We start from the raw sequence: 25,981 nt of genomic DNA, 5'->3' as shown, positions 1-25,981 counted from the left end.
GTTTGATAACAATTGATAACAAAACGAAACTATTCGCAATTATAAGGAATCCTAATCGAAATAATATGTTAAACAGGTTAAAAATTTATTAAATATTTATCTAAAATATGTTAAAGAATGTTTTTATTGCTAATTTGCAGCACGCTAATTTAATTTACTATGATGAATTTGGCTGAGAGGCATCAGTTTATTTTAAGTCGCCTGCAACGTGATCAATACATCAATGTTGTGGATTTGTGTAAGGAATTGAAAGTGTCTTCGGTAACAATAAGAAAGGACTTAAAACTACTGGAAGACAAGAGCCTGCTGTTTAGAACACACGGTGGTGCCACGATAAACAATCCCTACACGGTCGACCGTCCGGTTAACGAGAAAGAAAAAATACAATCGGCGGAAAAAAATAAAATTGGAATGGCTGCAGCCGCATTGCTGAACGATAACGATTCTATTGTGATTGCTTCGGGTACTACAGTGCTTTATTTTGCGAAGAACATTGCCCCTGCAACCAATTTAACAGTTGTTACTTCTGCATTAAATGTGGCGCTCGAATTAATGCGCGAACCTGGTATTGAAGTGATACAATTGGGTGGCTTACTCAGAAAAAGTTCTTCCTCGGTTATGGGTGCTTATGCGGAGCAGGTTTTGCAGGATTTTTATTTTAATAAACTTTTTTTAGGGGTAGATGGCATTGATCTGGATTTTGGTGTAACCACTACCAATGCGATGGAGGCGCATTTGAATCGCAAAATGATCGGTGCATCACAAAAAACGATCGTACTCGCTGATTCTACTAAATTTGGAAAAAGAGGTTTTGGAAAGATATGCGGATTGGAAGAAATTGATCATATCATAACCGATAAAGGAATTTCTGAACAAATTGTAAAACATTTAGAGGGTTTGGGTGTTACTGTTACTATCGTGTAGCGCATTCCACGCTAACGGACATCCCAAACATATAATTTGAACATGGAAAAAAAACGAATACACATTTTAGAAGACGATCAGGAAATCAGAAACGTGATTGAAATCCTGTTAAAAGAAGAGGGTTTTGAATTACAGCTTTCTTCGTCCTTTGCGGAACTGAAAAAAAATATCCAGGATGCAATGCCTGATCTTTTCTTATTAGATGTAATGTTACCAGATGGAAACGGAGCAGAGATATGTGAAGATTTAAAAACTGATATTTTCACCAAACATATCCCGATTATTGTAATGTCTGCACAGAACAATAGCGAGCAAAAAGCAATTGATGCATTTGCTGATGATTACATCAGCAAGCCTTTCGATATTTATAACGTGTTGGAACGCATTAACGCGCAGCTAAAAAGAAGTTCAGAGAACAGGGCTAAAGTTTAGTTGAGAATAGGATATAAAAAAGGAGAGAAGCTGGTCAGGTTTCTCTCCTTTTTTTTACAGGCATTTTAATATTCAATAACCACTTTGCCGATGGTTTTTCCACTCTCCAACAGGCGGTGAGCCTCTTTTAAGTTTTCTACTGAAAATCCCTTAAGCGTTTGGTTTAATGTAGTTTTAAGGGTGCCATCATCTAATAATTTTGCTAACGCGTTTAAAATATGGTGCTGTTGTTCCATATCGTCAGTCTGGTACATGGAACGAGTGTACATCAGCTCCCAGGAGAAAGTAACACTTTTGTTTTTTAACTTATTTAGCGCGACAGGTGTGGCAGAGCCCGTTATTGATACAATATGGCCTTGTGGTTTAATCAATTCTACCAAAGTATCCCAATAGTTATTCAGGTCAACCAGATCGAGAATAAAATCTACTTCCTTTAAACCTGCTGCGTGTACTTCTTCAACCAGGTTTTTATGATCTACTACCAAATCTGCACCCATGGCCTTACACCAATCTTTTGTCTCTGGTCTCGAGGCTGTGGCAATTACTTTTAAGCCACTTATTTTCCTGGCTAATTGTATGGCAATAGAGCCAACGCCCCCTGCACCACCAATAATCAGGATGCTTTTTCCTTTATCTTTAGGTTCAGCGATACGGATGCGATCGTAAAGTGATTCCCAGGCCGTAAGTGCGGTTAATGGCATGGCGGCGGTCTCAGCGTAGGTAAGTGATGAGGGTTTTAAACCTGTTATGCGTTCATCAATCAATTGATATTCGGCATTGGAGCCGCTTCGGGTTAAATCTCCGGCATAATATACCTCATCTCCGGCTTTAAAAAAGGTAACATCCTCACCAACGGCTTCAACCGTGCCAACAGCATCCCAGCCAATTACCTTGGGTGTTTCCAATACAGCGTCTTTTGCGCTGTTCTGCCGGATTTTAAAATCAACCGGGTTTACGCTGATGGCTTTTATCTTTACAAGTAAGTCTCTCCCTTTTGGTTCTGGAACCGGTGTTTCAAACATGATGAAACTTTCGCTTTCGTTTATAGGGAGTGAAGTTTTAAATCCTATCGCTTTCATTACTGGTGAATTATTTTAATTAAAGATATTGTTTTTTGCATAGCAAATATAAACTGATGAACCTTAATGTTGCCATATATCTGCAATGTGATAGAGGATTCGGAACAAAAAGCTGATACCTTTAGATCACATTCAGGCAAAAATTTTTAATCTGGAGAAATGAAAAGCCGGGAAGCGGAGTGTCGATTTGGCACAAGGGAAAATCCTGATAAGCTCCTTTACGAATGGATGATTTTCGCTGTTTTTAACCAGAACAGGTTTAAAATGCTATAGCTCGTTTGCCCTGTAGCACATGCTAAGTTTATGCAGTCGCTACGCCAATGTCAGTTATTTACTGAAGAAACTATCATACCAATAATTGCCAGCGCCATAGCCCCGAAAGTGATCCAGACTATTGTATTAGCGGTTTTTGAGCTTTTGTATTTTCCCATAATAAGTTCACTGGAAGAAATTCTGGCGATAATAAAAAGCAGTGGAACAGCAGCAATTCCATTTAAAACAGCAGCATATATTAAAGCTTTTATCGGATCGATTCCAATAAAATTAATCATCAGGCCAATTAGGGTTGCAATCGTGATTACGCCATAAAAACCATGTGCTTTTTTAAACTTTAGATTTAAACCGGTTTTCCAATCAAGAGTTTCTGAAATGGCATAAGCTGCCGAGCCTGAAAGTATAGGTATTGCCAAAAGGCCCAATCCGATAATACCAGTGGAGAAAATCAATTTTGCAATGTAGCCTGAATTAGGGAAAGATCTGACCAACGGTTCAAGCGCCCTGGCTGCATCAGCGGCATCTTTAATATCTGTATTGCCCGAACGGTGGAGAACAGTAGCGGCTACAACAATGATGCACCACGTAGTGAGTTCTGACATAATCATTCCGGTTGCATTGTCTATCCGCATGTTATATAACAGCCTCTTGGTAACCAAAGGTTTGCCATTTCTTAACAGGCGTTTTGATTTTTCTTCCTCAACTTCCTGAGAGGCCTGCCAAAAAAACATATAGGGCGAGATGGTGGTTCCTAAAACGCCTATGATGATAAAAATGTATTCAAAATTAAAGCTGAAACTGGGAATGAAAGAGGCTTTCAATAAAGTAAGCCACGGTTGTTTAACAATGATCAGGGTTAAAGGGTAGGCCAGCAGGCTCAGGGCAAGCCATTTTAATATCCTTGAATAGGTTTTGTAGGTCGTAAATATTTCGAGTAATAAAGTGACAGAAGTAAAAGCAAGGGCAAGTACTGCAAATGGCAGGGGTATGATTAACGCTGCTGCTGAAGCCATAGCGCCAATATCTGCTCCGATGTTTATGGTATTGGCAACAAGCACGGTACCCACAATAAAATAGAGTACTCTTTTGCTGTAATATTCTTTTATAACGGCTGCAATTCCTTTTCCCTGTACTAATCCAATGCGGGCGCAGGTTTCCTGGACCACAATCATTAACGGCAGCATATAAACCGCAGTCCAAAGCTGACTATAGCCAAATTTTGCTCCTGTCTGGGTATAGGTGGCTATGCCCGATGGATCATCATCAGCTGCCCCTGTGGTTAGGCCCGGCCCTAAAAGCTTTGCCCAGTTTTTAAGACGTATTTTTTGCTGTTTAACGCGGGCTATCAACGTTGCTTTCATAAACCTGCGGGGCTATGTTTTTCTTTTACATCCATTCTGCTGCAAAACGATAAAATTCATGCCTCATCTCTTCAAATAAATCAACCTCACGCAGGTATTCGGCCTGTAACTCCTCGTTCTTTTCAAACACACTTTGTTCTATAAATCCGTTTGTATCTTTTATCTCGCCGGCCAGCATCTCTATATTTTTCAGCAGATGATGTTTGAGGACTTCAATCTTGTCCTGGTGGATGATAAAAAGGTTTTGAAAGTGTTCTATCCCAATCATGGTTTCTTTTCCTGTATTTGCCTTTGCAATTTCGTTGAGCCTTTCTTTTAAGATTTCCAATGTCTCCGCGTAAAAATCGAGTCCACGGATACTGTCGCCGTGTACGTTATTAAGGTGTTTAATGCTAATTTTTTTCATATACAATTTTAACTATTTAAAGTTTTGGCTGTTATGATACAGCGCAGTTCGGAAAGTGATACCCATCATATCTGCTGCCTGGCCGGGGAGTTAAATTTGGTTAAAAAAAAAATGGCCAGTAAATCAGAAATAGAATTCCTGGAAGGGCCACGGTCCAGAGCTAAGGAGTTGATTTTTACGCTAAAAACGGTACTAGATCTGATCAGGGGATTTAGGGGATTACATTTTGTAGGCCCCTGCATTACCTTTTTTGGTTCTGCACGTTTTGCACCCGATCATCCCTATTATAAATTTACAGAAAAAGCTGCAGGAGCTTTTACACAACTGGGCTTTACGATTATGACCGGTGGTGGCCCTGGATTAATGGAAGCAGCCAATAAAGGTGCGCAGGCAGTTGGCGGCCGCTCGGTGGGCTGCAATATTTCATTGGCAAGAGAACAAAAACCAAACCCATATCTGGACAAATGGGTGAACATGAATCATTTTTTTACCCGCAAAATTTTACTGGTAAAATATTCTTTTGCTTTTGTGGTGCTGCCGGGAGGATATGGTACACTTGATGAATGTTTTGAGGCACTGACGCTCATCCAGACTCAAAAGATCAAGGATTTCCCTGTAATTGTGTTTGATCGAAAATATCACCAATCCCTTTTAGAGCATATTGCAAAGATGAAAGAAGAGGGAACAATCGCTGAAAATGACCTCAGTCTGTTTTTGGTAACAGACGATATTTCTGAAGCCGAGACCTTTGTTAAAATGCATAGCATCAAAAAATTCAACCTGAGGCCAAAACGAAAAATTAAGCCTTTTAAATGGTTGTTTGAGCATTCGTAGGCTTTCATGAGCAAACGATAACCTGTGAGATATCATTGCAAAAAGTGATCGGAATCATTAAAATACAATGATTCTATTTTGATATTTATCATTGTAAACCAATCTGTTATGAAAAATAAAAATATTCAGAGACGCTTCGGTACGGTAAAGCTGATTTTTATTTCCTTAACGCTTTTGTGGGCTTTCTTATTGGTCTATAATGCTTTTGGAGTTTGCCTTAAAAAAGATGGATCTGTTATATACACCGATTCGTTGTCCCTTAAAAAAGAAATTGTTAGCCTGCAGCAAAAGCTGAACTATCCTAATCTGGTTGACCGCTTTTATCAGGACAGGCTGTACAAGCGTGCCTGGGTAATGCAGGATACTGTCCATTCAGATGTCTGGGCGTCGATGTTACTGATGGATTGCGTATTACAGTTTGGTTTGAACAGAAACGATTTTCATCCCGATCAGCTCACTTATGATGCGCTTCGCCCACTTACCAGTCCAAATGCCAAACTACAGGAACAGGAAATTTTTGATATCTATTTAACAGATGCCCTGATCACGCTCATCAACCATCTTCACTACGGTAAATTTAACCCTGTATTCACCACCGAACGATTGGAGTCGAAAATACCACTGGATTTTGATCCGGTATCACATCTTAAGAAAGCGATGGGACACCCTGATTTTATGACCAATGTTACCTCGGGCCAGCCGCAGGCAGATATGTATAAAATGCTTCAGGATTATCTCCATCTGGTTAAGGGACAATATATTGATGACTGCTATGAATTTCCGGAAGGTGATGCCAGAAAAATGGCCATTAATATGGAGCGCCTACGGTGGATAAATACAGGAGATCGTTATTTCATACAGATCAACATTCCTTCCTACACACTTAAAATGGTTAACAATGATCACGTAGTGATCTTTAAAACCATTGTTGGTAAGCCATCCAGCCCGACACCAGAGTTGGAAAGTAAGGTGAAGTACATCACAACATCGCCAGACTGGAAAGTGCCTCATAAAATATTTACAACTGAGCTGTTACCCAAATTATGGAAAGATTCGACCTATCTGATCAATAACCATTACAGTATTTACGATAGAAAACAAAACATAGTGCCCTTAACCAAGGGTACTATAGCTGCGATCAAAGCTAATCCAAATCTGTATGATGCCAGGCAGTCGTCCGGTTGTGATAATGCATTAGGCAAGGTAGTATTCCGGTTTCCGAATGTTTTTGATATTTACCTGCACGATACTCCAGAACAGAAATTATTTAAAAAACCAGAAAGAGCATTCAGCCATGGCTGTATTCGGGTAGAAAATGCTGGTTTACTTGCCGAACTGTTATTGAGGAACGATGGAGCAACCGATAAGGTACCTTCTTTGAAATCATCAATGCTTAACATGCGTAAAAAAGATTTCCATCTTAAAAATACTGTTCCGGTAAAAATCACGTATATCACCTGCGAGGTTAATGACGGGCAGCTCCGTGTATATCCGGATGTATATCACCGCGATCAGGTTTTGGAAAGTTTAATGTTTCCTGTTAATAATAAACCGGTAAAGAAGTAACCTAATTTAAATAACCAGTTTTCTATATGTTAATCATCTGAAAATTGAGGATACTCATATTTCCATCCGGCGCTTTTCAAACTTTATACTAAAATAAAGCCAATATGAAAAAGATTCTTGTACCTGTCGATTTCTCTGCAACAGCAGAAAATGCGGCTGATTATGCAACTGAACTCGCCCATGGTATTGGTGCGAGGGTAGAATTGGTTAATGTTTTTCAGATGCCGGAGTTTTCGCCTGCAGCCGCATCACTGGTTTGGCCTCACGAGGAATATAAACTGCTTGAAGAAGATGCTAAAAAAGCCTTGAACAAACTGGTCGGAAAAGTAGAGGAAAAATTTAAAAAAGCTCACCACGAACTGGATTTTAAAGCAGAAGTATTCGGTAGATTACTCCATGGAGAAATTGATCAGGAGGTGGGTAAATACTTCGCCGAATGTAAAATGAACCTGATTGTGGCCGGTTTAAACCGGGCAGACCGGTTGATGAAAGCGTTCATGGGGAACATTACCAGGAAAATAATTGAACTTAAAATGCCCGTGCTGTTTATTCCATCATGCTGTCGGTTTAATACTCCCAAAAAGATCGCTTTTGCCACCGACCTTACTTCGAGCGATATATCGGTTTTATGCACGCTTGCTGAATTGGCAAAGCCATTTAATGCCGAAATTTTGATTATGCATTCAGATGATGCTAACGGTCCGGAAATTTCCCATCAACAAATTGCAGACTTTCTGCAGCTGGTTGCCGACAAGGTGAATTATCGCAATATTTACTTCCGTCAGGTAAAAAGCGAGCAGGTGAAAGATGGTTTGGACTGGATTGTAGAAAACGGACAGATTGATATACTGACCATGGTGCACCGAAAACATGGTTTCCTTCATCATCTTCTTAAAGGCAGTTACACTGTTGATATGTCTGATCATATCCAGATACCGCTTTTGGTTTTACCTCCTGCTCACTGTGTTCCTGTTTGAACCTAATTCCAGCCAATTTCGTCCGGATGAAGCGCGTAACGATTCAAGCCCTTGGCACAGGTAAAAAATAAAATTTAGTGTGATTTTAAAGAGATAAAGTACGGGCATGCCATCAGGTGTGCTCCTGTGTATTTATGGATTGAACCTTGGCTGATGAGCTTAACTTTTCTGTCGCGAAAAAGTGATTTCGCTCATTTTTTGGTTTGAGCCTTATCATCACTACATCCGTTAAAGCAGGGTAGTTTTGTTTGAGAATTATTTAGTCTTTCAGTAGGTTGAAGGCTATTTTATACCAAAATACCATGTTACATTCATTTCATATTCCCGTTTTGGGCCTGGGTTATTCTATTGATACCCCGTTAAAAGTTGCCAGATATGGCGTTTCTTCTGTACTCTCTATTGTTGACGATGAATTGGTAGAGCGTATGCGCGCTTATCATTCGCAGAATAGATCAGTATATTACGAGGCAATCGGAAAAGATGAGCCTGATAGCCGCAGCAAACGGATTACTGCGTACCTCAACTTTTTATCCGATTGCATAAACCAGGATTTTAAAGCTTTAAAACAGCAGGATTTTGGCAAGGGAACTGATATCTGCCGTTACTTTGAACTTTTGCCCGACACTTCAAAATTAAAACATGGGTATGAACTGATGATGGATTACCCTGATGGAGAAGCCAAGGAGATCTTCAAATCTGTACTCAGAAATACAATGCGTATGGGGAGTATCGATGTTAATATTATGGCCAAGGTAGATAAAATGAACTATGTTGACGGGGAATACACTGGCGACGATCATACAGATGCGCTGGCCGCCTTACGGGGTTTTGCTGAAAGTAAGCTCAATGCATCGGTTATACTTTCTGCAGGGATGAACCCCAAATTGTATAGCTATATCGCGGATTTCGCAGACTTCTTTCCAGATGAGAATGAATCGTTAAAAAAACAAATTATCTTAAAAGTAAGTGATTTCAGGTCGGCTTTGATCCAGGCTAAATTCCTGGCCAAAAAAGGGTTATGGGTATCAGAGTTCAGAATTGAATCGGGTTTGAACTGTGGTGGACACGCATTTGCTACCGATGGATATCTGCTCGGCCCGATCCTGGAGGAATTCAAAACCAAAAGAAGTGAAATGTATCTGGAGCTTTTTGAAATGTATCAGCTGGCTTTGGTGAAAAAGGGAATTCTGGTTGAAGAGGAACCCAAACAAAAGATCACGGTGCAGGGCGGAATCGGAACCGCTGCAGAACATAACTTTTTATTGCAGCACTACCGACTTGATGCCGCAGGCTGGGGAAGTCCTTTTTTGTTGGTGCCAGAAGTAACCAATGTGGATTCGAATACTTTAACACAACTCACTGCTGCAACCGAACAGGATTTTTATTTAAGCAATGCTTCACCATTGGGAATCCGTTTTAATAATTTCAGAAACAGCAGCATAGAACAACAGCGGACCGAGCGGATTGAAAAGGGCAGGCCAGGAAGCCCCTGTACCAAGAAATACCTGTGCAACAACACCGAATTTACCGAACAGGCTATTTGTACTGCATCGCGGGAATATCAGCATTTAAAGATCAAAAGCCTTCAAACGGCTGGCCTAACCGCTGAAGAATACGAAAAACAATTTACTGAGGTTACTGGAAAAATATGCCTTTGCGAAGGGCTCTGTTCTTCAAACTACCTAAAATACGATATGCTTAAACCAAAAGAAAATAAGGCTGTTGCCATTTGCCCGGGACCCAACCTGGCTTATTTTTCTGATGTATACTCGTTTGATGAAATGGTTGGCCATATTTATGGTAAAATTAACCTGTTGGAGCAGGTTGAGCGTCCTCACGTTTTTATCAAAGAGCTTAATCTTTATATCGATTACCTGCAGGAGGATATTAAGCAACATATACAGCAGTTTAGTGACAAAAAGATAAAACAACTGAATGGCTTTAAGCTGCAACTGGCTGAGGGGATCAATTATTATAAAAAACTTTTCAGCGAAATGGCAGATCAGGCTTCAGACGACTTTAGGCAATTATATGAACAGTTGGCAAGTTCGAAAAATAAACTTGATGCACTGATTGTTGGATAGGAAAAGAGATCGTTGATACTTTTTCTATATTTACAACATATTTGAAGCATAATAATGGATAGGTCGAAATTTTTGGATGCGATTATTGAAAACGCGATAGATGGGATTATCACCATTGATGAAAAGGGGATGATAGAACATCTAAATCCTGCGGCGCTTGAGCTTTTTGGTTATAGCAGGGAGGAGTTGGTGGGCAGAAACATTTCCGTACTGATGCCTGAACCGGACCATTCGCACCACGATGAGTACCTTGCCAGATATGAAAATACGGGACAGAAACACATTATCGGTATTGGACGTGAGGTTTCCGGAAAGCGTAAAGGTGGCTCTATATTCCCGTTCAGGCTGGGGGTGAGTGAGATCAAATTTCCGGACCGCAAAATTTATACAGGTTTTATTCACGATCTCAGCAAAGAAAAGGCCAACGAAGAACAGATTAAAAGTTATACTGAAAAACTTGAAGTTAAGATAAAGGAACGTACACAGGACCTGGTTAAGCTTGTTTCAGAACTGGAAATGGCGAAAGAAAATATGCGTGCACTTTTTCAAAAGGAAAAAGAACTCAACCAGCTTAAAACCAGGTTTGTTTCTATGGCTTCGCATGAGTTTAGGACGCCCCTCAGTTCGATTCAGCTATCCGCATCGCTAATTGACAAATATACGACCAAACATGACGTAGCCAGTGTAGAGAAGCATACCTTAAAAATCAAAAATTCCATTAATAACCTCACTACAATATTGAACGATTTTCTCTCACTTGAAAAATTGGAAGCAGGTAAAGTAGAGGTATCGGCACAAGCTTTCAACATCATCAGTTTTGCAGAAGAGATAGCAGAAGAGATGCAGATGATGACCAAACAGAACCAGCATATTATTTACGAACATACCGGAACGACAGCTGAGGTTTACCTGGACCCTAATCTGTTGAAAAATTGCATCATCAATCTGATTTCGAATTCGATCAAATATTCGGGCGAGGATACACTCATCCAGTTCAATTCTATTTTGAAAGACGATGAACTGATTTTAGAAGTAAAAGATAATGGTATCGGTATTCCAGATGCTGATCAGGGCAATCTTTTCGAGCCATTTTTTAGGGCGCACAATACCGGCGATATTCCGGGGACAGGCTTGGGGCTTAATATTGTTAAAAGATATGTTGGCCTGATGAACGGCACGGTAACCTGCGATAGCGAGCAGCATTCGGGTACGGTATTTACGCTTACTTTTCCCTTTAAAAATAATTTTATAATTTAGATCTATCGCATGAACAGGAAAGTTTTAATTATTGAAGATAATGACGATATCAGGGAAAGTACTGCTGAAGTGCTGGATCTGGCCGGTTATAAAACTTTTACGGCTAAACACGGAAAAATCGGTGTCGAAATGGCGGTTAATCATCTTCCTGATGTAATTCTGTGTGATATTATGATGCCTGAGCTAGATGGATATGGTGTTTTGTACCTGCTGAACAAAAATCCTAAAACAGCCAATATTCCTTTTATTTTCATCACGGCAAAAACCGAGCGTGCAGATATGAGAAAAGGCATGGAAATGGGCGCCGATGATTACCTCACCAAACCCTTTGATGATACTGAACTTTTCAGGGCAATAGAAAGCAGGTTTAAGAAAAAGCAGCAGGCCACCAGTTTTAGTTTGGCAGAAGGCAATGGCGAAACGGTAATGGATGAACTGCGTAAGAAAGGTAAACCACGGGCGGTAAACAGCAAACAGGTGATCTACATTGAAGGTGACGAACCCACACACCTTTATTACGTGGTAAAAGGGCAGGTAAAAACCTACAAACGTTTTAAAGATGGCAGGGAACTTTCTTCGGGCCTTTATCATGATGGCGATTTTTTCGGTTATGAAAGTTTATGTAACGGGGAACTTTACGCAGAAAATGCTGCTACGCTAACCGAATCAGAAATTATCCATATTCCAAAAGCCGATTTTATGGAATACCTGCTCAGTCACCAGTTTGTATCCAAAACATTTATTGGGCTGTTATCCGGCAATGTACGTGATAAAGGGAAGCAAATGCTGCAATTGGCCTATTCGTCAGTACGGAAAAGGGTAGCTGAAGCTTTATTACAGGTGGCTACAAAATTTGGCGACGGCGAGGCTAATACCTGCACAATCCGGATCTCGCGCGATGATCTTGCAGCATTGGTAGGTACTGCCAGTGAAACGGTAAGCAGAATGCTTGCTGATTTTAAAGATGAAAAACTGATCGATAAAACCGGTAATGCCATTAATATTTTATCCATTGATAAACTCAGGAATATTAAGCAATAACGTTTGGCTCATTGTTCGTTGGGTTAAAGGTTTAATTGGTTAATCGGTTAACTGGGGTTGGTGCCCAGAGAGATCGTCATTTCGAGCGGAGTGCAACGCAGTCGAGAAATCTGTTGTACGTGGTGTCAGATGTTTCCATCTGACACTAAGAAATTTTAAAGCAAAGGTCAAGCCACCCCAAAGTGCCCAAAGTGCTAAGACTTGTGCTAAAAGAGGGACTCAAGGCTCATGACTAAAAAAAGTAACAAATATCATTTTTTTCTCTAAGCATTCTCACCTGTCGCCTTAAGCTTCCTTCATAGTTTTGTATATATAATTATCATATATGAAAGCTATAGCTTATAACATTAAGCCCGATGAAAAGGAATGGTTGGTACTGGCCAATTACAAAAAACACGATATTACTATAATTGCCAATAGCTTAACAGCTGATACGCTTTCATTTGCAACTGGTAAAGAAGCGCTTTTGGTTTTTAACAACGATGAATTAAGTAGTGATATGATATTGGGTCTTAGATCATTGGGTATCAAATATATTGCGACATCATCTTCACAAACAGATCATCTTGACCTTAATGCCGCAGGGCTTGCAGGGATGAAGGTTGCCAATGTTCCGCTGGAGGCTGATCAGGCCGACACCAAAGCGAGGATGGAACAGGTAATCAAAAACCTCGATCAGTGGGCAGCTGGTAAATGCGTAGGTAAAGCCTGCTGCTGCCAGAGTGAATGCGCAACCACTAAAAAACTGTAAAATGGAAGATGCAGAATTGCTTAAAAAATATAACGTTGCTGCTCCACGCTATACCAGTTATCCAACTGTGCCATACTGGGATATTGAAAGCTTTAATACTCAGGAATGGCTAAACAGGGTATCCAAAACCTATGCAAGCCACAAAGATGAAGGGATCAGCTTATATATCCACCTCCCGTTCTGCGAAAGCCTGTGTACCTACTGCGGCTGCAATACCCGTATTACCAAAAATCATTCGGTAGAGGTTCCTTATATTTTAGCTGTACTTGCTGAATGGCGCATGTATGTAGGTGCCTTGCGGGAGAAACCGAAACTAAAAGAGTTACACCTTGGTGGTGGAACGCCTACTTTTTTTAGTGCAGAAAATCTCGGGCTGCTGATTAATGGCATTATGCAAGATGCAAGTCTGGCTCCTGATGCTGAACTTTCTTTCGAGGCTCATCCAGCCAATACCACCAAAGCACATTTAACAACACTTTACCAGCTTGGTTTTAGAAGATTAAGTTTGGGCATTCAGGACTTCGATCCTAAAGTGCAGTTTCTGATCAACCGCTTTCAAACACCTGCACAGGTTGCCCAGGTAACCAGCGAGGCGAGGGAAATTGGTTATACTTCCATCAATTTCGATCTGATTTATGGACTGCCTGGTCAGTGTATTGACGGACTGGAGCGTACCGTAAATGATGTGATTGGTATGCACCCGGATCGCATTGCCTTTTACAGTTATGCACACGTGCCATGGTTAAAGCCGGGGCAAAGGCATTATACCGAAAAGGATATTCCCACGGGCGATGAAAAATTTGCACTTTACCAGTTTGGCAGAAATTTACTGATTGATGCTGGTTATGAAGATGTAGGCATGGACCATTTTGCCCTGAAAAGCGATCTTTTGTTTCAGTCAATGGCAACGGATAAACTCCATCGTAATTTTATGGGCTATACCAGTCAGCATACCCATTTACTCATCGGTCTTGGGGTTTCATCGATCAGCGATAGCTGGACCGCTTTTGCACAGAACCCCAAAACAGTAGAAGCTTATCTGGATAAAATTGCGAAGCAGTCACTACCTGTAGAAAAAGGGCATTTTCTGACTGATGAGGACCTCGATATAAGAAAGCATATCTTAAATATCATGTGTAAAAATAATACTGCATACCGCGACACAATCCCTGAAAGGGTACAGGAACGGCTTTTGCCATTATTGCATGATCAGCTGATATCGGTAACGGAAAAAGAAATCAGCATCACCAACAGGGGAAAATCCTTCCTCAGAAACGTCTGTATGGCATTCGACGAGAAATTATGGCTTAAGCAGCCTAAAACACAACTTTTCAGTTCATCAATATAAAAACGATTACAATGGAAGATCAACATAAAACCGCAACCAAAGCCATTTGCTACCACTGTGGAGAAGATCTGCCTAAGGTAAAATATCAAACAGACGATAAAGATTTTTGCTGTGCGGGCTGTATGGCTGTTTTCAAGATTCTTTCAGAAAATAACCTTTGTAATTATTATGTATATAACAATAATCCAGGCAGGCAGTTAAAAAATGAAAGTCATTTAGAATACCTCGACGATCCTAAAATCATTGATCAATTAATTGATTATAAACATGGAAATTCGAGTATCATCACTTTTTACATTCCCGCAATTCATTGTAGCTCCTGCATTTGGCTACTGGAACACCTCTATAAAATTAACGCAGCTATTTTCAGCTCACGGATCGATTTTCTTAAAAAGCAGGTCACTATTCAATTTAACCATGAAGAGATTTCACTAAAACATTTGGTTGAAACCTTAAACCAGATTGGTTACGAACCCTTAATCAGTCTTCAGGATGTGGTTAAAGCCCATAGCAGTTCGGTAGACAAAGCTTTAGTGCTGAAAATTGCTGTCGCAGGGTTTTTAATGGGGAATGTGATGCTTTTCAGCTTTCCAGAATACTTTGGTTTATCAGGTTTTGAAAAACAGTTTCAATACTTATTCGGCTGGCTAAATCTGGCATTTTCTATTCCTGCTGCTTTCTACTGTGGACGCGATTATTTTACCTCGGCCATTACCAGCATCAAACACAAACATATCAATTTAGATACGCCATTGGCACTAATTATTGCGGTATTGTTTTTACGTACCGCATTTGAAGTCATTTTTGCCACCGGACCTGGTTTTGCTGATACTTTAACAGGTCTTGTATTCTTGCTTTTAATGGGTAAGTGGCTTAAACAGCGTACGTACCACCATATTTCTTTCGATCGTGACTATCGGTCTTATTTTCCCATTGCCGTTACTACCATCCAGAATGGTAAAGAAAAGCCTGTAGCCATTAACGATATAAAAATAGGTGACAGGTTGTGGATCAGAAACGGAGAACTGGTACCTGCAGATGCCATTTTAATGAAAGGTGATGCCTGGGTAGATATGAGCTTCGTTACCGGTGAATCGGAACCGATACATAAAGTGCTGGGTGAAATCATTTATGCGGGAGGACGGCAAACTACCGGGGCAATAGAACTTGAAGTGATTAAACCGGTTTCGCAGAGTTACCTTACGGGGCTCTGGAACAATGAAAATTATAAAAACAATGTCGAAAAGCAAAATTTTAACGATTCTATTGCGAAATACTTCAGCATTGGCGTTTTTCTGATTGCCTTTGCCGCTACAGCCTACTGGTTGTTTCAGCACGATAGCCATAAAGCCTGGTCGGCATTTACCGCGGTTATTATTGTGGCTTGCCCATGCGTACTGGCATTAAGTACACCTTTTACGTTATCGGCCATTTTATCTGTTTTTGATAAAAAAGGATTTTATGTTAAAAATACTGATGCGGTTGAAGAACTGGCCAAATGTGATACGCTGATTTTTGATAAAACAGGTACCCTGACCAGTAATGAAAATGCCGAAATTTCCTTTAGCGGATCTCTAACACACAAGGAGAAACTCATTGTGGCTTCACTGTTGCGCAATTCTGCCCACCCCTTAAGCCGGCACATCTTAAAAGCCTTAAACGTTGAAAGATTTTATTCACTTCAGGATTATAAGGAGGTGGTAGGGAAGGGTTTATCAGCGAAGATCAATGATCACGTTATTTATGCAGGACATTTATCTATGCTTCCTATAACCATAAAATCGGTTAGTGAAACCGGCGTACATATTTTGATTGACCATGTTTATAAGGGATGTTTTGATATTAAACAACAATGGCGTCCCGGATTGGGACAGTTGGTTTCGAAACTTTCTAAATTTAAACTGCAGGTTTTATCAGGCGATACGGATAAGGACCATTCCATGCTGAAGACTATTTTTCCAGAAAACACATCCATCAGGTTTCATCAGCGTCCGCACCAGAAATTGGCCGCCGTTTTAAGTCTTCAGGAAAATGGGAATAAAGTAATGATGCTGGGTGATGGGCTAAATGATGCCGGCGCTTTGAAGCAGAGTAATTTTGGGATAGCCTTAACCGATAACATCAATAATTTTACACCAGGCTGCGATGCCATTTTACAGGGAAGTGCATTGAACTTTCTACCAAACTTTATCCAACTCAGTAAAGATGGGCTTAAAGTTATTAAAATTAGTTTTGCTATTGCTACAGCCTATAACTGCATCGGTATTTACTATGCCGTACAGGGAACGCTATATCCACTGGTTGCAGCGGTGCTGATGCCGGTCAGTACGGTCACCATTATTTTATTTACTACCCTGGCTACCCGCTGGTTTGCCCGTAAAAACAAATTGATATGAATATCCTTTACTTCTTAGTTGGTTGCAGCGTTTTAATGGCACTCATTTTTTTGGGTGCTTTCTTTTGGGCTTATAAAACCGGTCAGAACGATGATGTGCACACTCCTGGCATGCGCATCTTGTTTGACGATGAAGTAACCGGCGAAAAAAGTGAAGAAGATCACTTTTCCAGCTAACACACGTCATGCTTTATCTCTCTGCTGCAGGATACCTTTGGTGTACAAAACATACAAAATTCCGCTTCTATTATGCAGCTAGAAAAATTTACTTACGATAACAGGATTGTCAGAAACTTTGGCATTGCCACCCTTGTTTGGGGAATTATAGGAATGACTGTTGGGCTGCTTGTGGCCATGCAGCTCTTTAAGCCGGCCATGAACATGGGTAGCCAGTATACCACATTTGGCAGGATCAGGCCATTGCATACCAATGCTGTAATTTTTGCCTTTGTCGGGAATGCCATTTTTATGGGCGTTTATTATTCCCTTCAGCGTTTACTTAAAGCCAGAATGTTTAGCGATACGCTGAGCAAAATCCATTTCTGGGGCTGGCAGCTCATTATCTTATCGGCCGTAATTACCCTTCCACTGGGTTTTACCACTTCGCACGAATATGCGGAACTCGAATGGCCAATTGATATTGCCATTACCCTCATCTGGGTGATTTTTGGGATCAACATGTTCGGTACCATTATTAAAAGGCGCGAACGCCATCTCTACGTGGCCATCTGGTTTTACATTGCCACTTTTGTAACCATTGCGGTATTACACATTGTAAACTCTTTTGAGTTGCCCGTTTCTTTTATGAAAAGCTACTATTTGTATGCCGGCGTTCAGGATGCATTGGTACAATGGTGGTATGGGCATAATGCTGTTGCGTTTTTCCTAACTACGCCATACCTGGGGATGATGTATTACTTCCTTCCAAAAATGGCGGGCAGGCCTGTTTACTCTTATAAACTGAGTATCCTGCACTTTTGGTCGCTTATTTTTATCTATATCTGGGCAGGACCGCATCACTTGTTGTACACTTCATTACCGGGCTGGGCTCAATCGTTAGGCGTTGCCTTTTCCATTATGCTGATTGCACCAAGCTGGGGCGGTATGATTAATGGTTTGTTGACCCTGCGTGGCGCCTGGGATAAAGTAAGGGAAGATGTTACCCTTAAATTTATGGTAGTTGCCCTTACTGCCTATGGTATGGCTACTTTCGAAGGCCCAATGTTATCGTTAAAACAGATAAACGGGGTAGCGCATTTTACCGATTGGATTGTTGCCCACGTTCATGTTGGCGCTTTAGGATGGAATGGCTTTTTAACATTCGGTATTTTATACTGGTTAATCCCGCGCATTTATAAAACCGAACTTTACTCTAAAAAACTAGCAGGTTTCCACTTTTGGATCGGTACTTTGGGAATACTCTTTTATGCCATCCCAATGTATTGGGCAGGTTTTACGCAAGGATTGATGTGGAAAGAGTTTACTGCTGAAGGTTTGTTGAAATACCCGAATTTTCTTGCCACAACCTTACAGATTATCCCGATGCACGTTTTGCGTTCGATTGGCGGTACACTCTATTTAGCTGGCGTAATTGTGATGACCTATAACCTGGCCAAAACCATGCTGGGTGCTAAACTGGTTGCCAACGAAGCCGCAGAAGCCATGCCATTACCAAAAATAGTGGTAGATAGCAGTCCGGCAGATAAAGCATGGCACAGGGTGCTTGAGCGTAAACCAATGAAATTCATGGTGTTATCATTAATCATTATCCTGATCGGAGGAATGGTAGAGATGATGCCAACCTTTACCATCCAATCTAATGTACCTACCATCGCAAGCGTTAAACCTTATACCGCATTGGAACTGCAGGGCAGGGATCTTTATATCAGAGAAGGTTGTGTAAACTGCCATTCGCAAACGGTACGGCCTTTCCGGTCAGAAACCGAACGTTATGGCGAATACAGCAAGGCAGGGGAATTTGTTTATGATCACCCGTTTTTATGGGGCAGTAAACGTACCGGACCTGATCTTCATCGCGTAGGTGGAAAATATTCTGATGCCTGGCACTACAATCACCTGGTTGATCCTACCTCGATGTCGCCTGGAAGTATTATGCCACCATATCCTTGGCTAATTGAGCAGAAACTGGATATCAATACCACTGCAAGTAAAATCAGAGCCATGCAAACACTGGGCGTTCCGTATCCTGAAGGATATGATAGACAGGCCAATGAAGATTTAAGAATACAGGCAGAAAAAATTGCCGCAGACCTGAAGCAGAATAATATTAAAGTTAAAAGTGATCGTGAAATTGTAGCCATTATCGCTTACCTGCAAAGATTAGGTACTGACATTAAAGCTAATAAAGAAACCATTCCATCAAACCAATAAAAAGATGTTCAATCAGATAAAAGATTTAGCTGGCGGCGAAATATACCTCGTTACCTCTCTGCTTATGTTCATGTTGTTTTTTGTAATTGTTGGGGTTTACCTCTTCAAATTAAGCAAGAATCATATTAAAACCATGAGCGAAATCCCTTTTCAAGACCACAAAACCAAACCATATGAAGAAGATTAAACTATTATTATTTTCACTGTTTTTATCGGCGGCCACTTACGCGGCAGATCAAAAAACAGCAGAAGCAATAGCACCTTCTCAGCCAGGATTAGGACTTAACCAATCAGAGTTACTCATTGTATTGCTATTGTTATTCGCACTTGTGCTGCTTTTTGTTTCGATAACGCTGCTTAATGCGTTTAAAGTAATGTACCAGGAGCAGTTAAATCCAACCAAATACACAGGCCCGGTAAAAGAATCGCCACTTGATTATGACAGCTGGCTGAAACAGAAAACGGTAAAACCATCTATCTGGTCAAAATTGTTAGGTTTAAAGCCTATTGAAGAAGAAAAGAACCTGGTTATTGATCATGCTTACGATGGTATTAAAGAGTTGAATAACCCGGTACCGGCATGGTTTAACTTCCTGTTTTATGGCACCATGATTTTTGCTGCATGTTATCTCTTTTATTACCACATCGGTGGGTATGGCGAATTGCAGGATAAGGAATATGAAAATGAAATGGCTAAAGCTAAGGTAGAAAAGGCAGCTTACCTGGAAAAATCAGCCAATACCATTGACGAAAATTCAGTAAAGGCTGATAATACGCCTACAGTACTGGAAGAAGGAAAAACCATCTTTAATGCCAACTGTGTGGTTTGCCATGGCGATAAGGGACAGGGCGTGATCGGTCCTAATTTAACGGACGATTACTGGCTGCATGGCGGCGGAATCAACAATGTATTTAAGACCATTAAATATGGTGTTCCTGAGAAAGGAATGATCAGCTGGGAGAAAAACCTTAACCCTAAACAAATCAGTGCAGTGGCCAATTTTATCCTTTCTTTACACGGAAGCAATCCTGCCGGTGCGAAAGCCCCGCAAGGCGAAAAGTACGAAGCGAAAGATGTGAAAGACAATGAGATGAAGACCGCAAAAGACAGTGTAAATCAAGCCGATGTTACCAAAAAATAAACCTGGAAATAAAAGCAGGGACAAAAGACCAATTTACCCTAAAAAACCGTCGGGTAAACTGTATACTTACCGCAAATGGGTAAGTTATATACTCTTGCTGTTCCTGTTTTCCTGCCCTTTTTTAAAGCTCAATGGCGAGCAATTGGTACTGTTGAATTTTATCGAAAGGAAATTTGTTTTCTTTGGGTTAATTTTTACTCCACAGGATTTTTACCTGTTTGCACTAGCCATGCTCATCTTTATTATCTTCATTGTCTGTTTTACAGTAGTGTTGGGCAGGCTATGGTGTGGATGGGCCTGTCCGCAGACTATTTTCATGGAAATGGTTTTCCGCAGGATAGAATACTGGATAGAAGGTGATGCAAACAGGCAAAAGAAACTTGACGAAGGTCCCTGGACCGTCGAAAAGGTATGGAAAAAAGGAAGCAAACATTTCATTTTCCTGATCATTTCTTTTGCCATTGCCAATACTTTTCTGGCTTATATGATTGGCTCTGATGTACTGATTAAAATCATTACAGAACCGATCGTCAAACATGTTTCAGGTTTTATATCCATCTGTCTGTTTACCTTTATTTTTTATGGCGTATTTGCCTATGTGCGTGAGGTGGTGTGTACGGTAATCTGTCCTTATGGTAGGCTCCAGGGTGTTTTGCTTGACAACCAAAGCCTGGTGGTAGCTTATGATTTTACCAGGGGTGAGCCCCGTGGACATATGCAGCGAAATGCACATGAGAGCAAACAAGGTGATTGTATTGATTGTGGGCTATGTGTGCAGGTTTGCCCAACCGGGATTGATATCCGCAAGGGAACCCAGCTCGAATGTGTGAATTGCACGGCCTGTATCGATTCATGCAATGAGGTGATGCTAAAATTAGGCAAGCCTAAAAACCTGATCGGTTTCTTTAACCAGGATTTTATCGCAGAACGTAAACCTTATAAAGTTGCGTTAAAATCTTATGGTTATGCTGCTGTTTTATTGGTGGTGTTAATGGTTTTCTCTTCACTCATTTATAAAAGGGAAAATATTCAGACTACCGTTTTAAGAGCCAGTGGTACATTGTATCAAAACAGGGGAACAGATAAAACCAGCAACCTTTACAATGCAGAACTGGTAAACAAAACCAATAAGGAGGTTAAATTTACTTTCAGGCCGCAGAATAGCACTGATGAGATCGACTTTATCCAAAAGGCAACAGTACTGCCAAAAGAGGGTACTGCACACTTGACCTTTTTTCTGATCAGAAAAAATAATTCGGTTAAAAAATATAAAACTGATGCAGTTTTCGAAGTGATTGCCAATGGCGAAGTGGTGAGTACCGCAACAACGAGTTTTTTCGCGCAGCCGGAAGGGAATGATTGAGGGTAAATGATAGAGCGGTAAAATTAGAGAATGATTGAATTATAAAATGATTGAGTATTGATGTGCGATTTGGCTTTAAACATTCTCTCATTAAAAATTCACTCATTCAAACTTAAAATAAAGAATATGAACTGGGGAACGAAAATAGTAATGGGGATGTTTGCATTTATGGTCTTTATTGTGGCAATGGTTATTTATATGTTCCATATGCACGGTAAAGACGCCCTGATTGAAGAGAATTATTACGAAAAGGGAATCAACTACAATGCAGAATTCGATGCCAAACAGAATGTGTTGCAAGATGATGCTAAACCTAAAATTACCATCACCAGTACTCAGATAGTTATACAATTAAAAGATGACGCACAATATGACCTTTTACTCATGCGTCCAGCCGACAGTAATGACGATGTTAAACTAAAAGGAACTACAACCGGAACATCAAATCTTATTCTGGTAGATCGGGCCAAAATGACTAAGGGGATGTGGTTCCTTAACCTTTCCTGGCGTAACAACGCCGGTAAGAAATATCTGTTTAAAAATAATATTACCCTATGACGGGCTATTTGCCATTGGCATTTTTGATGGGACTATTCGGAAGCCTGCATTGCGCAGTAATGTGCGGCCCCATTATGCTGGGCATGCCTTTCAGAAAACAGGATTTTTTTTATAGCGCATTTCAACTGCTTTTATATCAGTTAGGTAGGGTTACGGTTTATACCATTTTAGGTTTGCTGGTTGGCCTGGTAGGGAGCAGTATAAACCTGTTCAGCGATCAAAAAACCCTGAGTATTTTTATAGGCTTGATATTGATTCTATTCACAGCTTTGCAATTTAATAAACGTTATAGAAAACGGTTCTCTGCCCTCCAGTTGAAGGCGATGGGTCCACTCAGTAAACTAATGGGCAAGGTTTTTAATTTAAAATTATGGGCATTATTCGCAGGTATGCTTAATGGCGTTATTCCCTGCGGTATGGTTTACCTGGCTCTGGCAACGGCCTTAAATACCGGGAATGTGCAATCTGGTGCTACATTCATGTTTCTTTTTGGCCTTGGGACTACGCCACTCATGCTGATGATCTCGCTTGGGGGAATTTTTTTGAAAAAGTACATCCGTTTTAACACCAACAGACTGATTCCCTGGTTTATGCTATTTATGGGCGCTTTACTTATTTTACGCTCCGCGGATTTGGGCATTCCATTTCTTTCACCAAAAAATACAGGTACCTACGGTCATTCGATAGAGTGTAGATAGATAAGTTTGGTGTTAGGAGTTTGGAGTAGAGAAACCTATGCCAGCGCAAGTATTATTGCCTTGATAACGGGCAGGCTGACTTGTGCCTTTTAAGTTGACCAAGCCCAAGTCTATACTAGCGCAAGTCTTAGTGCTACGGACAACTACGGTTGGGCTGACTTGTACTTTTGAAACCAAGCTTTTATATTCAAGCATGAGTAACCCTTAAGCACAAACAGTATCTTGGCAGTGGCACTATGGCCATCGCTGGAGGTTAGAACGGTGTGCCCGAGTGAGATAAACCCGACCGGCAATGTTATCCCGATTTGAGTAGTCATCCTATTTACCGATGAGCTAATCGGGATTAAGCAAAGGGCGGGACTGGTAAAACCGAAGCACTACAGTCACTGCTTTTCTAAAATATAGATAATTCATGTTAGTGTTTTCGCCGTGTCAGATGGAAACATCAGACACCACGCAATATTTACCGATGAGCTAATCGGGATTAAGCACAGGGCGGGACTGGTAAAGCCGAAACACTACAGGTACTGCTTTTCTAAAATATAAATAATTTATGTTAGCGTTTTTCGTCGTGTCAGATGGAAACATCAGACACCACGCAATAAATTGGGTTGCAAATAAACTAATGACCAATGAACTGGTTCTACTGTGCACGTTTCTTTTCCTCTTCACTTGCCGAAGTCCGTTTTCTGGCCGCTGTCGGGTTTCCGCCCAGCCGGTAAGAGAAACTCAAAGTAGCACTTCGCGTGTCGCTTTTCTCAACAAAGCCGTTTCGTTGGTTGTCATAATTTACATCAATACGATAAACATTACTATAGAAAATATCGTTTACTGCCAGCCTTAAAGTCCCTTTGCTTTTAAAGATACTTTTGCTCATACCTGCGCTTACATCATAAAGTTTTGCCAGTTTGTAAATGCCTTGTATGGTAGGCGAAGAGTACCATGCGCTGACTTCTGCCTTTAAACCATGGGCCTTATTTAAGGTAATGGCGTGGTTAGAACTCAGATAAATGCCCCAAACATGGTAGTCATATCTTGCTTGTAAATATCCCGACTTTTCCTGGCGATAAGAGCCCTGAACATAATTATTAATTTCCCACCAATCGGCCGCTTTAATTGGGAAAGATGCTGAGAAGCCAATCTCCTGGCTTAGATCCAGATTTCTCTGGGTATCATAAAAAAGTTTTGAGGTGTTATCCTGCACGGTAATATTACTAAAATAATCAACCACACGCCTGAGGTAAAATGAAATGTTATATTGTTGTTTGTAGGTATAACCCAGCTCGCCGTTGTATATAAACGCAGGTTGCAGGGCAGGGTTTCCTTCCAGGTAGGTGTAAGGACTGGTGTAAGATTTAAAAGGATTAAGTCTCCAGTATTCCGGGCGGCTGATCCTCGAATTATAGTGAAGATTGATTTCATTATCTTTATTCAGCTTATATGCTACAAAAACTGTTGGGAATAGCTTAAAATAGTGATTCTGATTATTGGTATTTAATGCAATCGACTTGCCGTTTGTATGGGTGTATTCGCCACGCAACCCGCCCTCAAAACTCCACCTGCCTACATCTCCGGTAATGCTGGCGTAAATGGCCGATATATTTTCGGCATACTCAAAACGGTCGCTGCGGCTGCTTACCAATTGCAGACCAGTAGCCGGATTGTTATAAAAATCAAAGCTGTTTCGCGTCCGGATGCTGCTATATTTTAAGCCAGACTCAAATGTCCATTTCTTCCAAAATTTATCCGTATAATCAATTTTTCCAGAGTAAATGTCAATATTTTGATTAGACGGTGTAAAAATATGATACTGATTTGGCAGTGGAATACCATTCCCCGAAATCCCATATGTATCCACCTGCTGGCTATTCTTATTTTGGTACGGCACGTAATCCAGATCCACATTAATATTCCGTCCGTTGGTATCTAATTTGATTTTGTAATTGAAATTAAAACTATATTGACTTGCTTTCCCATCAGAAACATTTTCGGTTTGCAGAATCGAATCTGGTAGTGCAGCGTGGTTGTTAACGATATTCGTTAGTGTACGGTTCGATCTGTTGTTTGCGCCGTTGTAGCCATTTACCAAAATACCGATTACCTGTTGTTTTGTAAGATTGTAATCTGCACCGATTTTATAACTATTGGCATTGCCCATGCGTATGCCTGATTTTTCATTCCTCCAGTCTGCATAATTTGCTGGTGAATCGAAAATAACATATTCGCTTTCACTATGATCTTTTTTACGGTGGCTGTAACCATAGCTGCCATACACATTTATCTTGTCTTTCCGGTAATTAAATACCATACTTGGATTGTAGCTGCTGTAAGTGGATTGAGTATAACCGCCGGACAGTACCGCATTATATCCATCACCCTTTGGCTTTTTAGAAATGATGTTAATTACTGCACCACCCTGTGCATCATATCTGGCTGTTGGATTGGCAATAATTTCTATCTTCGAAATATTATCGGATGGTAAACTGCGCAGATAAGCAGCCAAATCTTCGCCGGATAGCCTAATCGGTTTATCGTCCATATAAATGACTACTCCTTTATTGTTAGCTGTTATTCCGCCATCAAACTTTGTTTGTACACCTGGAGCTTTACCCAATGCATCCCATACAGTGGTGCCGCTGGCTACAATACTATTTTCGACGTTGAATATAACCCTGTCAATTTTTCTAACAATAACCGGTTTTGAAGCCGATACCGTTACTTGCTCCAGTGTTTTCTCATCACTGGCCATTATAATGATAACGGAATCGATCGGCAAATCAAGCCTTTTCGTCAGATTCTTATAGCCGACGGCCTTTAACGCTAAGTTGTAAGTGCCTTTTAATGACTGTGGGAAACTGAATAGACCTGTTTTAGAAAGCTGCACGGCTAAAGTAGAGTCTGCATGCCGAAGGCTAATGGTTACCCCATCTATGGGTACACCATTTTTATCGGTTACCAAACCTTTACGTAATTGAGCAAAAGCCATGAACGGGAGGCAGAAGAATAGGAGGAAGACTAACTTTTTCATGTTCCAAAACTAATGGCTCACCATGTAAAGCAAAGTTAAGCTCGGTTAAATAAGGTTAAATCTTCAATCTGTG

The 25,981-nt window shown here is 40.6% G+C and carries 22 protein-coding genes; 18 read left to right on the top strand and 4 right to left on the bottom strand.

Annotated features, from left to right (window positions below; genetic code table 11):
- The first annotated feature begins 159 nt into the window (after nt 1-159).
- Nucleotides 160-924, top strand: coding sequence for a DeoR/GlpR family DNA-binding transcription regulator (locus tag DV942_RS01525; protein ID WP_090979524.1), 765 nt, complete (start codon nt 160-162; stop codon nt 922-924).
- 42 nt (nt 925-966) lie between these two features.
- Nucleotides 967-1,356, top strand: coding sequence for a response regulator transcription factor (locus tag DV942_RS01520; protein ID WP_145854687.1), 390 nt, complete (start codon nt 967-969; stop codon nt 1,354-1,356).
- 65 nt (nt 1,357-1,421) lie between these two features.
- Here the strand turns inward: DV942_RS01520 and DV942_RS01515 are convergent, their stop codons facing one another.
- From DV942_RS01515 to DV942_RS01505, 3 genes are all read right to left on the bottom strand, one after another.
- Nucleotides 1,422-2,435, bottom strand: coding sequence for a zinc-binding alcohol dehydrogenase family protein (locus DV942_RS01515; RefSeq protein WP_145854685.1), 1,014 nt, complete (start codon nt 2,433-2,435; stop codon nt 1,422-1,424).
- 323 nt (nt 2,436-2,758) lie between these two features.
- Entirely contained in the window at nt 2,759-4,069 is a 1,311-nt protein-coding gene (locus tag DV942_RS01510) for an NRAMP family divalent metal transporter (RefSeq protein ID WP_145854683.1), read from the bottom strand.
- 25 nt (nt 4,070-4,094) lie between these two features.
- The gene (locus DV942_RS01505; protein WP_145854681.1) at nt 4,095-4,475 is read right to left on the bottom strand and encodes a hypothetical protein; all 381 of its coding nucleotides are present in this window, start codon (nt 4,473-4,475) and stop codon (nt 4,095-4,097) included.
- Nucleotides 4,476-4,508: 33 nt separating this feature from the next.
- Between DV942_RS01505 and DV942_RS01500 the strand changes: the two genes are divergently transcribed.
- From DV942_RS01500 to DV942_RS01425, 16 genes are all read left to right on the top strand, one after another.
- Nucleotides 4,509-5,309: an LOG family protein gene (locus DV942_RS01500; protein WP_222431145.1), complete on the top strand. Its 801-nt coding sequence runs from the start codon at nt 4,509-4,511 to the stop codon at nt 5,307-5,309.
- Between the two features lie 108 nt (nt 5,310-5,417).
- On the top strand, nt 5,418-6,875 hold the full coding sequence (locus DV942_RS01495) for a L,D-transpeptidase family protein (RefSeq protein WP_145854679.1): 1,458 nt from the start codon (nt 5,418-5,420) through the stop codon (nt 6,873-6,875).
- Between the two features lie 104 nt (nt 6,876-6,979).
- Nucleotides 6,980-7,852 carry a universal stress protein gene (locus DV942_RS01490; RefSeq protein WP_145854677.1) on the top strand — a complete coding sequence of 291 codons (873 nt, stop codon included), beginning with the start codon at nt 6,980-6,982 and terminating at the stop codon, nt 7,850-7,852.
- 302 nt (nt 7,853-8,154) lie between these two features.
- A complete protein-coding gene (locus DV942_RS01485; RefSeq protein ID WP_145854675.1) occupies nt 8,155-9,936 on the top strand; it encodes a hypothetical protein in 1,782 nt (593 codons plus the stop codon).
- Nucleotides 9,937-9,990: 54 nt separating this feature from the next.
- A complete protein-coding gene (locus DV942_RS01480) occupies nt 9,991-11,193 on the top strand; it encodes a PAS domain-containing sensor histidine kinase (RefSeq protein ID WP_145854673.1) in 1,203 nt (400 codons plus the stop codon).
- A 9-nt stretch (nt 11,194-11,202) separates the two neighbouring features.
- Entirely contained in the window at nt 11,203-12,234 is a 1,032-nt protein-coding gene (locus tag DV942_RS01475; RefSeq protein WP_145854671.1) for a response regulator, read from the top strand.
- A gap of 325 nt (nt 12,235-12,559) precedes the next feature.
- Nucleotides 12,560-12,985: a Rossmann-fold NAD(P)-binding domain-containing protein gene (locus tag DV942_RS01470; RefSeq protein WP_090979501.1), complete on the top strand. Its 426-nt coding sequence runs from the start codon at nt 12,560-12,562 to the stop codon at nt 12,983-12,985.
- A 1-nt stretch (nt 12,986) separates the two neighbouring features.
- Entirely contained in the window at nt 12,987-14,333 is a 1,347-nt protein-coding gene (gene hemN, locus DV942_RS01465) for an oxygen-independent coproporphyrinogen III oxidase (RefSeq protein ID WP_145854669.1), read from the top strand.
- A gap of 11 nt (nt 14,334-14,344) precedes the next feature.
- Complete coding sequence (locus DV942_RS01460) at nt 14,345-16,729, top strand: heavy metal translocating P-type ATPase (protein ID WP_145854666.1); 2,385 nt, start codon at nt 14,345-14,347, stop codon at nt 16,727-16,729.
- Nucleotides 16,726-16,905 (top strand): cbb3-type cytochrome oxidase assembly protein CcoS, encoded by a 180-nt coding sequence (ccoS, locus tag DV942_RS01455; protein ID WP_090979494.1) that lies wholly within the window; start codon nt 16,726-16,728, stop codon nt 16,903-16,905. The genes DV942_RS01460 and ccoS overlap by 4 nt, the downstream gene beginning before the upstream one ends.
- Before the next feature lie 72 nt (nt 16,906-16,977).
- Nucleotides 16,978-19,119: a cytochrome-c oxidase, cbb3-type subunit I gene (gene ccoN / locus DV942_RS01450; RefSeq protein ID WP_145854664.1), complete on the top strand. Its 2,142-nt coding sequence runs from the start codon at nt 16,978-16,980 to the stop codon at nt 19,117-19,119.
- A gap of 4 nt (nt 19,120-19,123) precedes the next feature.
- A complete protein-coding gene (locus tag DV942_RS01445) occupies nt 19,124-19,306 on the top strand; it encodes a hypothetical protein (protein WP_090979490.1) in 183 nt (60 codons plus the stop codon).
- Nucleotides 19,293-20,261, top strand: coding sequence for a cbb3-type cytochrome c oxidase N-terminal domain-containing protein (locus DV942_RS01440; protein ID WP_244950799.1), 969 nt, complete (start codon nt 19,293-19,295; stop codon nt 20,259-20,261). The genes DV942_RS01445 and DV942_RS01440 overlap by 14 nt, the downstream gene beginning before the upstream one ends.
- Entirely contained in the window at nt 20,245-21,624 is a 1,380-nt protein-coding gene (gene ccoG, locus DV942_RS01435; protein WP_145854662.1) for a cytochrome c oxidase accessory protein CcoG, read from the top strand. Before DV942_RS01440 ends, ccoG begins: the two co-directional genes overlap by 17 nt.
- Before the next feature lie 126 nt (nt 21,625-21,750).
- Nucleotides 21,751-22,182 carry a FixH family protein gene (locus DV942_RS01430; RefSeq protein WP_186462391.1) on the top strand — a complete coding sequence of 144 codons (432 nt, stop codon included), beginning with the start codon at nt 21,751-21,753 and terminating at the stop codon, nt 22,180-22,182.
- Nucleotides 22,179-22,880 carry a sulfite exporter TauE/SafE family protein gene (locus tag DV942_RS01425; RefSeq protein ID WP_145854658.1) on the top strand — a complete coding sequence of 234 codons (702 nt, stop codon included), beginning with the start codon at nt 22,179-22,181 and terminating at the stop codon, nt 22,878-22,880. Before DV942_RS01430 ends, DV942_RS01425 begins: the two co-directional genes overlap by 4 nt.
- Nucleotides 22,881-23,523: 643 nt before the next feature.
- Here DV942_RS01425 and DV942_RS01420 read toward each other — a convergent pair.
- Nucleotides 23,524-25,908 carry an outer membrane beta-barrel family protein gene (locus DV942_RS01420; RefSeq protein ID WP_145854656.1) on the bottom strand — a complete coding sequence of 795 codons (2,385 nt, stop codon included), beginning with the start codon at nt 25,906-25,908 and terminating at the stop codon, nt 23,524-23,526.
- Nucleotides 25,909-25,981: the final 73 nt, after the last annotated feature.

It is taken from the genome of Pedobacter suwonensis, assembly GCF_007833675.1.
Lineage (GTDB): Bacteria > Bacteroidota > Bacteroidia > Sphingobacteriales > Sphingobacteriaceae > Pedobacter > Pedobacter suwonensis.
The sequence above is the reverse complement of the archived record's forward strand: the minus strand, read 5'-3'. Positions and strand labels throughout refer to the sequence as shown.